At 33.9% G+C, this 13,253-nt stretch carries 16 protein-coding genes; 9 read left to right on the top strand and 7 right to left on the bottom strand.

Annotated elements, in window-relative coordinates; translation table 11 throughout:
* Positions 1 to 11 precede the first annotated feature (11 nt).
* Together hemH and hemE are read right to left on the bottom strand one after the other, a co-directional pair.
* A complete protein-coding gene (gene hemH / locus ACOQFO_RS08660) occupies positions 12 to 944 on the bottom strand; it encodes a ferrochelatase (protein ID WP_421689284.1) in 933 nt (310 codons plus the stop codon).
* 17 nt (positions 945 to 961) lie between these two features.
* Positions 962 to 2,014, bottom strand: coding sequence for a uroporphyrinogen decarboxylase (gene hemE, locus ACOQFO_RS08655; RefSeq protein WP_421689283.1), 1,053 nt, complete (start codon positions 2,012 to 2,014; stop codon positions 962 to 964).
* A 406-nt stretch (positions 2,015 to 2,420) separates the two neighbouring features.
* Between hemE and ACOQFO_RS08650 the strand changes: the two genes are divergently transcribed.
* Positions 2,421 to 2,933: an antibiotic biosynthesis monooxygenase family protein gene (locus ACOQFO_RS08650; RefSeq protein ID WP_421689282.1), complete on the top strand. Its 513-nt coding sequence runs from the start codon at positions 2,421 to 2,423 to the stop codon at positions 2,931 to 2,933.
* 118 nt (positions 2,934 to 3,051) lie between these two features.
* Here the strand turns inward: ACOQFO_RS08650 and ACOQFO_RS08645 are convergent, their stop codons facing one another.
* Positions 3,052 to 4,035, bottom strand: a complete 984-nt coding sequence (locus tag ACOQFO_RS08645; RefSeq protein WP_421689281.1) for an ornithine cyclodeaminase family protein — start codon at positions 4,033 to 4,035, stop codon at positions 3,052 to 3,054.
* 40 nt (positions 4,036 to 4,075) lie between these two features.
* A complete protein-coding gene (locus tag ACOQFO_RS08640) occupies positions 4,076 to 5,419 on the bottom strand; it encodes an MFS transporter (protein ID WP_421689280.1) in 1,344 nt (447 codons plus the stop codon).
* Positions 5,420 to 5,628: 209 nt separating this feature from the next.
* On the opposite strand from ACOQFO_RS08640, the gene ACOQFO_RS08635 reads away from it, so the two are divergent.
* The gene (locus ACOQFO_RS08635) at positions 5,629 to 6,126 is read left to right on the top strand and encodes a helix-turn-helix domain-containing protein (protein WP_421689279.1); all 498 of its coding nucleotides are present in this window, start codon (positions 5,629 to 5,631) and stop codon (positions 6,124 to 6,126) included.
* A 70-nt stretch (positions 6,127 to 6,196) separates the two neighbouring features.
* Here the strand turns inward: ACOQFO_RS08635 and ACOQFO_RS08630 are convergent, their stop codons facing one another.
* Together ACOQFO_RS08630 and ACOQFO_RS08625 are read right to left on the bottom strand one after the other, a co-directional pair.
* Positions 6,197 to 7,393, bottom strand: a complete 1,197-nt coding sequence (locus ACOQFO_RS08630; protein WP_421689278.1) for an ABC transporter permease — start codon at positions 7,391 to 7,393, stop codon at positions 6,197 to 6,199.
* Positions 7,386 to 8,126: an ABC transporter ATP-binding protein gene (locus ACOQFO_RS08625; protein ID WP_421689277.1), complete on the bottom strand. Its 741-nt coding sequence runs from the start codon at positions 8,124 to 8,126 to the stop codon at positions 7,386 to 7,388. Before ACOQFO_RS08625 ends, ACOQFO_RS08630 begins: the two co-directional genes overlap by 8 nt.
* A 106-nt stretch (positions 8,127 to 8,232) precedes the next feature.
* Here ACOQFO_RS08625 and ACOQFO_RS08620 point away from each other — a divergent pair, with 106 nt between their 5' ends.
* From ACOQFO_RS08620 to ACOQFO_RS08595, 6 genes are all read left to right on the top strand, one after another.
* Positions 8,233 to 8,658: an HIT family protein gene (locus tag ACOQFO_RS08620; protein ID WP_421689276.1), complete on the top strand. Its 426-nt coding sequence runs from the start codon at positions 8,233 to 8,235 to the stop codon at positions 8,656 to 8,658.
* A 150-nt stretch (positions 8,659 to 8,808) separates the two neighbouring features.
* Entirely contained in the window at positions 8,809 to 9,336 is a 528-nt protein-coding gene (locus ACOQFO_RS08615) for a tryptophan transporter (protein ID WP_421689275.1), read from the top strand.
* 141 nt (positions 9,337 to 9,477) lie between these two features.
* Positions 9,478 to 9,843, top strand: a complete 366-nt coding sequence (locus tag ACOQFO_RS08610) for a YtxH domain-containing protein (RefSeq protein ID WP_421689274.1) — start codon at positions 9,478 to 9,480, stop codon at positions 9,841 to 9,843.
* A 184-nt stretch (positions 9,844 to 10,027) separates the two neighbouring features.
* Positions 10,028 to 10,594, top strand: coding sequence for an HTH-type transcriptional regulator Hpr (locus tag ACOQFO_RS08605; protein WP_421689320.1), 567 nt, complete (start codon positions 10,028 to 10,030; stop codon positions 10,592 to 10,594).
* A 132-nt stretch (positions 10,595 to 10,726) separates the two neighbouring features.
* Positions 10,727 to 11,272 (top strand): DUF3267 domain-containing protein, encoded by a 546-nt coding sequence (locus ACOQFO_RS08600; protein ID WP_421689273.1) that lies wholly within the window; start codon positions 10,727 to 10,729, stop codon positions 11,270 to 11,272.
* A gap of 67 nt (positions 11,273 to 11,339) precedes the next feature.
* Positions 11,340 to 11,525 (top strand): hypothetical protein, encoded by a 186-nt coding sequence (locus ACOQFO_RS08595; RefSeq protein WP_421689272.1) that lies wholly within the window; start codon positions 11,340 to 11,342, stop codon positions 11,523 to 11,525.
* An 89-nt stretch (positions 11,526 to 11,614) separates the two neighbouring features.
* Here ACOQFO_RS08595 and ACOQFO_RS08590 read toward each other — a convergent pair whose 3' ends face one another.
* Positions 11,615 to 11,719, bottom strand: a complete 105-nt coding sequence (locus tag ACOQFO_RS08590) for a YjcZ family sporulation protein (protein ID WP_421689271.1) — start codon at positions 11,717 to 11,719, stop codon at positions 11,615 to 11,617.
* Between the two features lie 144 nt (positions 11,720 to 11,863).
* Here ACOQFO_RS08590 and ACOQFO_RS08585 point away from each other — a divergent pair, with 144 nt between their 5' ends.
* Positions 11,864 to 12,754, top strand: coding sequence for a peptidylprolyl isomerase (locus tag ACOQFO_RS08585; protein WP_421689270.1), 891 nt, complete (start codon positions 11,864 to 11,866; stop codon positions 12,752 to 12,754).
* Positions 12,755 to 13,253: the final 499 nt, after the last annotated feature.

Below are 13,253 nucleotides of genomic sequence, written 5' to 3'. Positions count from 1 at the left end.
CGCTTCCCGTATTAGTTCGCTAACTTTTTATTAATCGCATCCACCATTGCATCAATGAACAATGGGTGAGTATTTGGCATTGGAGGACGGCGGTAATTCGCACCTAATTCTTCACATACCACTTTACATTCAATATCATTATCATATAAAACTTCTAAATGCTCTGTTACAAATCCAACTGGAATATATACAAATGAACGGAATCCTTTTTGTTCATATAGCTCACGAGTTAAATCTTGAACATCTGGTCCTAACCAAGGTTCTGGCGTTTGACCTGCTGATTGCCAACCTACTTCTACATTTTTCACACCAGTTGCTTCTTGGATTAAACGGGCTGTTTCGATTAACTGTTCTTCATATGGATCACCAGCTAATTTAATTTTCTCTGGTAGTGAATGGTTCGAAACGATTAAGCAAGCTTTTTCAAGTTCTTCTTCATCCATTTCAGCAAACGCCGCATTCACTGCTTGTTTCCAATACTCAATGAATTTAGGCTCATCGTACCAAGCTTCTACTGATGTAAGTTTTAGAGAGCTACCTAATTTATCGATTGTTTCTTGTGCACGACCGTTGTAAGTTTTAATTGAGAACGTTGAGAAGTGTGGTGCAAGAACGATTGAAACTGCCTCTTCAATTCCTTCATTCACCATTGCTTCTACTGCATCTTCGATAAATGGTTCAATATGTTTTAAACCGATGAATAATTTATATTCTACTTCATCTTGTACTTCATTTAGACGGTCACGTAATGTTTCAGCTTGTTTTTGAGTCATTTTCGCAAGAGGTGAAATACCGCCAATTGCTTTATAACGCTCTTTTAAATCTTCTAGATGTTCTTCAGATGGCTTACGTCCATGACGAATGTGTGTGTAATATCTTTCAATATCTTCTTCTTTGTATGGCGTTCCGTATGCCATTACTAATAATCCACGTACCGGTTTCATGTGTTCACCTCTATATTTTATTGACCTAATTGTGCAATTCTTTCTCTACTATAATCATGTATAAATGTTGTTAATCGTTTTAAGACTGCTGGGTCCACTTCTGGGAATACACCATGACCTAGGTTAAAGATGTGTCCTGGTACTTCTAAGCCTTGATCGATAATATCTTTTGTACGTTGTTCGATTACTGACCAATTTGCTAGTAGTAGTGTAGGATCAAGATTTCCTTGAACTGCTTTCGTTACACCGCGTTCACGTGCTTTACGAATAGGTAAACGCCAATCCAAACCTACTACGTCCACATCAAGATCATTCCATTCATTAACTAAATGACTTGCCCCTACTCCGAATAGGATTAATGGAACATTTTCTTTTTGTAGTTCAGCAAAAATTCTTGTCATCACTGGTTTAATAAAGATTCGGTAATCGTCAACACTTAGTGCACCTACCCAAGAGTCAAAGATTTGGATTGCTTTTGCACCTGCTTCAACTTGTGCAGCAATATCCGCAATAATCATATCCGCTAGTTTATCCATTAATGCAAACCAAGCAACTGGTTCTGAAACCATTAATGATTTTGTTTTTGCATAACTTCTTGAAGGGCCTCCTTCAATCATGTAACTTGCTAATGTAAATGGCGCACCAGCAAAGCCGATTAAAGGAACATTCAATTGTTCTTCAGTTAATAATTTGATTGTTTCATATACATAAGGTGTATGCGCTTTCGGGTTGAACTCACCTAATTTTTCAATATCTTGAATCGTTCGAATCGGGTTCGAAATAACTGGGCCAACACCCGCTTTAATCTTAACATCGACACCGATACCTGGTAGTGGTGTTACAATATCTTTATATAATATTGCAGCATCAACATCATACGTTTCTACAGGTAAACGTGTTACGTATGCACATAATTCAGGTTGTAGAGTAATTTCCTCTAAAGAGTATTTCTCTTTAAGTGCTCTATATTCTGGCTGCGAACGTCCTGCTTGTCTCATATACCATACTGGCGTATACTCAGTTCTTTCCCCCTTTGCAGCACGCAGTAATGTATCGTTAATCTCTCTCATTAAATTAGTACCTGCCCCTCAAGTTTTTCGTTAATAGTGCTTAAATTACTTTTAATACTTTTTCTTTTCATAGAAAAATTCGAATTAAATAAACTTTACTATTGCTATCCGTTTATCAATATAAACTTTTACTATAATATTGTATAGTTTTCTCGGTCAATTGTCATAAATTTGTTCTTCTATGTTCAATTTTATAGTCACTTTCTTTGACAAGATAAAAGAGTTTTGCATAAATAATGTTAACTTTATTTGAAGTGGAATGAATGTTTCTATCCGAATAGGTGAAAAAAAAAGTATAATTTTGCGGTTTTATACAGCTGGCTTGCGTTTGAAGTAAAGAATTTTGGTTTATGTTAATAGAAATAATATGAGGGAAATTTTGATAATGAAATTAGGGGGCTTTAACATGTATATTTACTTAACTTCTGGAACACCTGATTATATGGAGACAGTTTTGAAGAAATACGAGAAGGAAAACATGTTTATTTTATATGGATCGGAAAGTACAGTGCTTTTACACGAAACAGAAAAGAAAACAGTGTTTGCATCTCCTCGTAAGTTTGAAGTAATCGATTCAGTGAATCAAATTGAGCAAAAGGGTTTCTTTGTTTTTAACAATATTCCCGTTGCTGACGAAGGAAGACCTCTTTTTGAACAACGTTTTTTAAGCCGTTCACGAGAAATTGAAAAAATGCCTGGCTTTATCGCATTTCGTTTGTTAAGACCGATTAAATCCGAAATTTACATCGTATTAACGCAGTGGGAAAGTAAACAAGCATTTGATTCTTGGAAAGAGTCCAACTCATTTGCTAAGGCGCATTCAAAACCTACACCAGAACTCGGTGTAAAAAAGCAAAATATTTTCAATGCCGCAAGTTACGTTTCTACTTATTCTGGAAAATTACCTGAAAAGAAGTGAAAATGGGATAATCTTGAAAGATACACTTTCGAGATCATCCCGTGTTTTTTAATTTCTAAATAAGCTGATATTATGGCGGTTTCAATTCCATTTATTATTATTATTATTATTATTATTATTAAATCTCAATACTTAACCCTAAGTTATCCCTTATCGCCTTTTGATAAACTCCTTTAGCAACCGCTAAATCATAATAGGAAGCTCCTACTGATTTAAAGAACGTAATTTCATCATCATTCTCGCGCCCTTTTTTCTCACCACTAACGATTGATTCCAACTCACCATACACCTCATCAAAAGACCAAATACCTTTTTGTTCGGCATTCATAAGTTCTCCGGCCTCGTCTTTAGCGCCATGCAAATCATCTACAACAATTTTAGAAGCTCTCGTAATTGTCGTTTGGTCAATTTCATGCATATGAGGTAAATAAGAACCTACTCCAATCACATGTGTACCTGCCTTTAAATACTCACCATTAAATACAGGAGTATGTGACTTTGTAGCACAGCAAACGATATCTGCGTTATTAACAGCATCATTTACTCCATTAGCAATCTCAATTTCCACATCAACACCAAAGTCTTGTAGCTTTTGGGCAAAACTATGCGCTTTTTCAACTGTTCTATTAAATAGAAGAATCTTTTCAATCCGGCGAACAGCTAATATTCCTATTGTTTGTTCAAACGCCATTCCACCTGTTCCGACAACTGTTAACACTGATGCGTCTTTTTTGGCAAGGGAATCCGTTGCTAAAGCTGTCATTGCCCCTGTGCGCAACCTTGTTAAATAAGATGCATTCATGACAGCTAAATGTTCCCCGTTATCCGTACTCGTTAACACAATAATTCCTTGCGTCGTTGGTAACCCTTTTGATGGATTTTCAGGAAAAATCGTCACAACCTTTACAGCTGCAACATTCCCCTCCAGATCGCTACTAGGCATATAAATCGAAGATGCGCTTTGCTCAGGGAATTCTAATACTGTCCGGTGTGGTGATTGAACTTTTCCCTCCACTTTTGCAATTAACGTATCACGAACATCTCTAATCGCCTCTTCCATCGTATAAAATTTCATAATTTCTTCTTGATTTAAAACAATCATTATTATCTACACTCTCCGTTGCTTATTCATTGCTACAATTTTAATGAATTGTAGTTTTTTCTCTCACCTTCACATCCTGATTCGAACTTGTTTGTACTTCACTGAATTCGTCTAGTTCTTGGTTACTTCTTTCTTTAACCGCTAAAACTGCAATTAAAGAAATAACTGAAGTTAACATAATATAAAGTGCCACGGGAACATATGAATTATTGAATTGAACTAGTAAAGCAGTTGCAATTAATGGCGCTGTACCACCTGCAACAGCTGCACCAATTTGGTATCCTAACGATACCCCTGTATAACGTACTTTTGCATCAAAGATTTCAGAGAACATTGTTCCTAATACAGCAGTAATCGGCGCCCAGATAACCCCTAAACCTAACACTGTTGCAATTAGTAAAGTAGTAAATGTTCTTTGTTCCAATAACCAGAAATACGGGAATGCGTATAGTAACATAGCAACTATTCCATAAATGTACACTTTTTTACGGCCAATTTTATCTGATAACCCACCCATAAATGGCATAAGAATCGTCGTAATAATTGTTGCAATCATTACTACTACAAGAACCTGTGTACTTGTAAATCCTAAATTTTTTGTACCATAAGAAACGATAAACGTTGCAAAAATGTAGAATGGTGCTGTTTCAACTACTTTACCACCTACTGCAATCAATACTTCTTTCCATTGCGTTTTAAATATGTCTACAAACGGCAATCTTGCTGTTTCGCCCGATTCTTGAACTCGTTTAAACGAAGGTGTTTCGTCAATCCCTTTACGAATCCATAGTCCAAATACAACTAATAATGCACTTGCAATAAACGGAATACGCCAACCCCATGCTACAAACGCCTCAGGAGATACTACCGATGTAATAAATGTAAGCGCCCCTGAGCCTAAGAACATCCCAATTGTAACTCCCATTTGTGGGAAGGCACCGTAAAAACCACGTTTGTTTTTTGGAGCATATTCTACTGCAAGTAAAACTGAACCGCCCCATTCACCACCAATTCCAAGTCCTTGAACTAAACGTAACGTAATTAATATAATGGGTGCTGCTACACCAATCGCTTGATAAGTCGGGAGTAGTCCCATTAAAACAGTTGCAACTCCCATAATTGTTAGAGTCATTACTAATGTTTTTTTACGTCCAATTCGGTCCCCAACGTAACCGAAAATAACTCCACCTAATGGACGAATAAAGAATGCTAATGCAAACGATGCATACGCTAACATTAACCCCACTGTAGGATCCTCTGCAGCAAAAAACGCTTGGTTAAACACTAACGCTGCGACAGTTCCATAAAGAAAATAGTCAAACCATTCAATTGAACTTCCTACTAAACTAGCAATCCATACTCTTCTCATTTGACCCTTGCTCATTTAACATCCCCCTGTAAGATAAGTTGAAGTATCACTAAAATATGAATGAATGAAAAGTAAATCCAAAATCATGTAAAATTGAAGTGACACTTAAATTTATAAATCAATTATTACATTGTTTGGAATTTTCGGTCAATATGAATTTTTACTTTGTGTAGTAAAGTTTGCTAAAGTATAATTTTTATAGTAAATACAGGGGTGTGTAAAAAATGACAATCGGGGAACAGCTTCGAAAACTGCGTAAAAAACATAAAATGACTTTGAAAGCGCTCTCAGAAAAAACAGGAGTATCCATAAGCTTTCTTTCTCAAGTAGAAAGAAACAAATGCAATGTAACATTAGAATCTTTAAGAAAAATTAGCGACGCCCTTCATGTAAATCCAAGTATTTTTTTCCAAAACTCAAAGCAAGAGAATAGAGAAAGTGAGTTTCCCTTTTTTTATGAGGATTTGTCACGGAATATTAAAGGCGCCACTTTCCATCCAATCTTAGTAACATTGAGACCTAAAGAAAATGTCGGAAATGAGTTCACTCATAAAGGCTTTGAATTTATTTATGTTCTAACGGGTGTTTTAACCCTTTCCATTGAAGGGAAAGTTTTTGAATTACATGAAAATGAATCGATGATGTTTGAGTCTAGTAAACTTCATTACTGGTGGAATGATAGTTTATCAGATGTTCAATTTTTATTGGTTTCTACAATTTAATTTACAAAATGAACTGCCCCAATTAGATTGTATCTAACAACTAAAGGGCAGTTCATAGCTAGTTTATGGTTTAACGATTATTTGGATTTTTTGATAAATAAAATGTTAGTTCACTTACTATTAGGATTAATATTGGCGGTAAATAAAATAATGAATCTCCCATTGAGCAAATTAACACAATTACCGCTTGTAAGAATACAAATGTACGAATCAATTTATGAACAGCCTTCGTTCGTAAACTCGTATCCACTGGAAACAGCATGTCCATACGAAATTCTTTTGATGATAATAGCGCATATTTTAATTGAATCGTTGTCGCAAAAGATAATGCAGCAACTACAATTAATATAACAACTGGTATATTTACAAAGGCTGCAATAATTGATGAAATGGCCGTCAGTCTTACCCATAGATAAAAGTGATCATCTGTACGGATAAATGTCCGGAAAACTAAATATCCTTGAGTATTGTTTTTTGTATATGGAACGAGTAGGTACATAAAATTGAGCCATGCTCTTCGACGTATTGCCCCTCTTAAATGAGGAACATCTGTAAAGTAATTAGCAAAACGATAAAACGCCATCATACGATTTTGTTCTAGTTTTACAAAATGTTCGTAAGGTATTGGTTGTTCTTGACCACTTTTCTTCCATGTAAAGTTATAAACTATTAATAGTAGTAAATAAACAATCATGAGCAGATAGTTTTGAGTTAGTACAGATTGGATTGCTACAATTGAAAATACTATTCTTATGATTCGGTCTATGAAAACCCATTTTCCCCTTAGTGCATATCTAAAGTTAAATTCAATTCGCACATTCAATAACTTCAAAAGAATAATAATAAGTAACCCTATCCAAATCTGTGTTGATGATAAATCTGTTACTCTATTTAACAAAGGAATCGATACAATATATAGAACCGCTGCTAAACCCACTTGTGAAAAGAAGGTCCATTGCTGAGCCTTTTTAAAGTAGAATCCCATCTTTGTCTCTAATGGTAATAAATACACTTGGTCCGGTTCACGTAAAAGTGTCGTAGGTCGACTAAATGCCGATACCACACCGACCAATACCGCTATTACCCATTCTGCTGGAAAACTGGTTTCTATAACTTTCAGCCATTCACTATATTGATAACCTACGGAACCAATTACAAAGACCAATACTATTGCCAAATGACCAGTAAATACAAAGCGCATATATTTTTGCACTTCATTTAAATAATGAGTAAACCTCTTCGACCAGATTTGTGACAAGTTATTCATGGTCTTGCTCCTTTGTCATCGCAATGTACAAGTCATCTAGGGTCGCATTTGGCATATTGAAGGCTGTTCTTAAATCTTCCATTGTCCCTTGAGCACGTACACGGCCATCGTGAAGTAAAATAATTCGATCACAATGTTTTTCAGCAGTCGATAAAATGTGAGTAGACATTAAAATAGATGCGCCTTCTCGCTTCTTTTCATCCATTTGATCAAGTAAAGACTGAATACCTAGTGGATCAAGTCCAACAAATGGCTCATCAATAATATATAAATGTGGATTCACTAAGAATGCACACATAATCATCACTTTTTGTCTCATCCCTTTTGAAAAATGGGAAGGAAACCAATTCAACCTTTTCTCCATTCGGAATTCACTTAGCAGTCTGCTCGCTCTTTCCTTCATCGTCTTTTCATCTAATCCATAAGCCATGGCAGTTAACTCTAAATGTTCCTTTAATGTTAGTTCATCGTACAAAACAGGTGTTTCTGGAATATATGAAAAAGAGGAACGATATGCATCAATGTCTTGTTTTAGCGTAATACCATTGATTTTAATGTCACCTTGTTGAGGAATCAGTGTACCGATAATATGTTTAATAGTAGTACTTTTACCTGCTCCATTTAGTCCGATTAAACCTACTAGTTCCCCTTGTCCAATTGAAAAGTTTAAATCTCTTATGACTGGTTTTCTCGTATAGCCGCCAGTTACATTTGTTAATTCTAACACTGCCATTTACGCTTCACTCCTATTCTTAAGTTTAGTTTAGCAAAAATTGTGAATGGAATCAGTTTTTATATGCTAAAATGAATACAAAACTTGTCATGAAAGGATGTTTTTTATGTCAGATTGTATTTTCTGTAAAATAATTGATGGTTCCATTCCAAGTACAAAAATTTACGAAGATGAGCATGTGTATGCTTTTATGGATGTTGCGCCTTTAACAAAAGGACATACTTTACTTGTACCAAAACAACATGTAAAAGATCTTTTAGAAATGCCTGAAGATGTTGCAAGAAACTTATATGCTGCTGCTCCAAAAATTGCAAATGCTATTCAATCAGCATTTAATCCACAAGGGATGAATACAATTAACAATAATGGATCTTTTGCAGGTCAAACTGTTTTCCATTATCATCTTCACTTTATCCCACGCTATGATGAAACAGATGGCTTAAAGGTGAAATGGGAAACAAAACAAAGTGAGTTTACTCAAGATGTTTTAAAATCAGTTGGAGAACAAATTCGCGAAAAATTAAATCAATAATATTAAGTTAGTTTTCTATTAAATATTCTATTAAATAAGGTTGCAAAATATATCTAATCATTATAAAATCAGTTTTATATTTCGCTAACGGTTATGAGAACACGTTAGGAAATGTCTATGAGCTTAGAAAAGTTAGAGGAGAGATGAGAATTGAATACGAAAAATCTTGTTTTAATGGCACTTCTTGTAGGTGTTGGTACTGTGTTGTACTTTGTTATACCTGGCTATGGTAACGGTATGAAGCCAGACTTTATGTTAACGATGATGTTTATTGGAATCTTTTTATTCCCTACGTTTAAAGAAGCATTTTCAATTTCTTTAGTAACTGGTATTTTATCGGGATTATTTACAACGTTCCCTGGCGGATTATTTCCAAACATTATCGATAAGATTATAACTGGTTTAGTATTTCTAGTAGTTGTCCTTGCATTAAGACATTTAGCTAATAACATTGTGGTTGGTGTGGTACTTGTTGGTTTAGGTACACTTTTATCAGGTGCTATCTTCCTAACATCTGCATTATTACTTAGTGGTCTGCCTGAAGCATTTGACTTACTATATAAAATTGTAGTATTACCAGCTGTGGCGATGAATGCAGTGGCATTTATCATCATCTTCCCAATCATCACAAACATATTAAAACGTTCAAAATTCAAAACTGCTGTAACACCAGCTTAATAATTGATGAAACTAAAACTATCTAATGAACTTAGATAGTTTTTTTTTTATATTTTTTAGAAGGAATAGTATATGATAAAAACAAGGATTCATAATTTTCAAAAATATAACACAAAGTAACTTTGTAAGGAGATGAATGAAATGAAAGCAAAAACATTCTTTTTAGGGGTAACAGTAGGTCTAGTTGGAGGTTTGGCAACAGCAATCATGGCAGCTCCTCAATCAGGTGAACAACTTAGATCGAATATCGTACGAAATGCTAAATCAACAAAAGAAAATCTTCAGGATTTAAAAGAACAAGTAATTACTTTAAAGAATTCTGTTGTGAACTTAAAAAACGAAGCGAAAAATAATATACCTAAAATAATTTCAGATTTAAAATCATCAATATCCAATTATTCACAAGAGATCGAACCAGATGCAACGAAACTAAAAGAAGAAATGGATAGTTTACAGAATTCTATTGCTGAAATCGAGCAAAATTTAAACGAATTGAATAAAAAATAGCTTTTATCACCTTTTTTCTCATAGGCATTAGTATCTAAAAATGTAAATAAATTTAATATTTTTCTATTGAAATTCGCATAATAATAATATTTATTAATCTATTTTAAATTATTTAATTTTTCTAACTTTAAACTTTTTTTCTTTATTGGTATAATATTTTAAAATGCCATGAAAGAAGAAGGTGATTCCTTTGTCTGAAGAAATGTATTCAATAAAAGAGGCAATGCTTTATAGTCAAAGAATTGGTCATTTATCTAAAGCACTATGGAAAGCTGTTGAAAAAGACTGGCAGCTGTGGATTAAACCATTTGACTTAAACATTAACGAACATCATATTTTGTGGATCTCCTATCACTTAAAAGGCGCATCTATTTCAGATGTTGCTAGATTTGGAGTAATGCATGTCTCAACTGCATTTAATTTCTCAAAGAAATTAGAAGAACGTGGATATTTAAAATTTTCAAAACGTGATGATGATAAGAGAAACACCTACATTGAACTGACAGAAGCTGGCTCGGAGCTCATCATTAAAATGAACAAACATTATCTTGATACTCCACACACTATCTTAGATGGTTCTCTACCGTTAAAAGAATTGTATGGTAGATTCCCAGAGTTCTTAGACGTAATGGCAGTAATTCGAAACATTTATGGGGATGATTTCGTAGAGATCTTTGAACGTTCATATCAAAATTATAAAGATGTGTTCGATGAAATTCATGAAAAAGAAAAAGAAATGATTGTAAGATAGATAGATTGAGAGTGTGTAATGCACTCTTTTTTTTATTTGCCAGCTATTTTTCAAAATCCATTGTTTTTATGTGGCGTAACCTTTGTCTTTCATTTAAAATACTTTTACGATGACGAAAAAAGGGGTAATTGAATGCATTGTTGGAAAACAATAAACATAAAACATGAATATGGGACAACTCGTCTAACACTTTGGTCTATCATTATTTTTGTCATTGTATTTTCTTTTTCATATATTATTTTTGGATACTTAGATCCACTCCAGTACTCTGACAATTATTTTTGGTTGTTTTTCATCTGTTCGATTTTGTTGTACCCAATTCATAAATTAGTCCATTATTTCGGCTTATTCCAATATCGAAGAAACGTACAATTAAAGGTTAAAGTTGACTTTCAATTCATTCCTATTATTCGTATGCGTATAAAAACAATGATCCCAAAGAAACATTATATTTTCGTCTTATTACTGCCTTTTATCTTAATTAATTCCATTTTGATTTATGTAGCCTATTCCCTGCCAGCATATACACACTACTCTAGTATTTTACTTGCATATCATTGCAGTATTTGTTTAATGGACATATTATATGTAAAAAACCTGTTGCGTGCTCCACGCAATTCCATGATCGAGGAAACACCAAAGGGATATGAGATTTTAGTACCACCTAATATCGAATAATCTCAAACTTGTTTCTGCTTTAAACCTTTGATATGCTTAAAAGAAGTGAAAGAGGGGAGGAATAGACTTGCTACTATTAGTCATAGTGCTATTCTCGTTATTTTATTTATTCCAAATTAACCGCATGACTTATGCACTAGTTATGCAAAAAGAAATTCCTGAAGAAAGACATCCCAAAATTTTCCGTACGATTAACCTACTTATAACGATTTTATTAGTATCATTCTACATTGAAGTTACTTTAGCTATGTAATTTATATATTACTATATGCAAAAGAGCTAAAGACATTAGCCTTTAGCTCTTCTGAGATTTGCATTTCTATTTTTTCTTGTTTTATTCGATTAGTACATAAACGCTGCACCAACAATTATTAATAGAATGAATAAAACAACTATTAGCGCGAATCCTGAACCGTTACCGTAACCACCGCTATAAGAACTGCCCATTCATGAACACCTCCTTTCTGTGTCTATATTATGCGGAAGTGTTATTGAATCCTAGGCATTCAACATGGAACCATTTCGTTTTTTAACCGTTTTATGTTATAGTATCTATTGCATTTATTTTGAAATTAGAGGGGTAAAACTTACATGAAAAAAACTATATTAGCACTTGGACTAGCTACATCTGTACTTACATTAGCTGCTTGTAGTGACAATGCAGAAAAAGCTACAGATGATGTAGTTGTTTCAACAGAGTACGGAGATATTACAAAAGAAGAATTTTACAAAGAATTAAAATCAGTAGCAGGTCAAAAATTGATCGAACAATTTGTTGTAGAACAAGTTTTAGAAAACTCTTACAAAGTTTCTGATGAGGATGTGAATGCAGAATTCGAAGCATTCAAAGAAACTTACGGGGCATCATATGGAACAATGTTAAATATGTACGGGTATACAGAAGAGTCTTATTTAGATGAGTTAAAACTTGGTATGCTTAGCCAAAAGTTAACTGAAGATGTAGAAAAAACAGTTACAGACGAAGAAGTTAAAGCTCAATATGAGCAAGGTAAATATGAATTAAATGCTCGTCATATTTTAGTAGACGATGAAAAAACTGCTGATGAAGTTTACAAAAAACTTCAGGCTGGAGAAGATTTCGCTACCGTAGCTCAAGAATATAGTAAAGATACTGGTTCTGCAGCTAATGGCGGCGAACTTGGTTGGTTCTCTGTTGGTCAAATGGTAACAGAATTTAATGATGCTGCTTACGCTCTAGAGTTAAACACTATCAGTAAGCCTGTAAAAAGTTCATATGGCTACCACATTATCGAAGTAACTGACAAACGTGAAGTTGAAGATTACGCTGCATTTGAAGAAAAAGAAGCAGAAATTCGTCAAACTATCGTTGGTCGTAAAGCTAATGATAAGTTAATCGAACTAGTTCGTGCTGCAAATGTAGATATTAAAGACGAAGATCTAAAAGACGCTTTACAAGCTTACTTACCTGCTGAAAAAGCTGAAGATACTGAAGCAAAATAACTAAGTAACCTTTGTGGTTATAAAATAAGGGTTGGTTCGGAAACGAATTGTTTCTGGACCAACTTTTTTGATGAAGTGATTTTTTTTTAGGAGCTGTTTTTTAGACAGAATTCAATGAAGCCAAGCAAAGTTGTCAAAATAAAGTGCTTATTTAGACAGAATTCATTTAATCGAAATAAAATTGTTCAAATGAAGCCTCTATTTTGACAGAATTTATTAAATCCAAGCAATTTTGTCCAAATGAAGCTCTTATTTAGACAAAATTTATTAAATCCAAGCAATTTTGTCCAAATGAAGCCTCTATTTAGACAGAATCCATAAAATCCAAGCAATTTTGTCCAAATGAAGCCTCTATTTAGACAGAATTTATTAAATCCAAGCAATTTTGTCCAAATGAAGCCTCTATTTAGACAGAATCCATAAAATCCAAGCAATTTTGTCCAAATGAAGCCTCTATTTAGACAGAATTTATTAAATCCAAGCAATTTTGTCCAAATGA

Origin of the sequence: Ureibacillus sp. MALMAid1270 (genome assembly GCF_049202975.1) — a bacterium.
GTDB lineage: Bacteria > Bacillota > Bacilli > Bacillales_A > Planococcaceae > Ureibacillus.
Note: the sequence above shows the minus strand (reverse complement) of the source record. Positions and strands in the feature narration are given on the sequence as shown.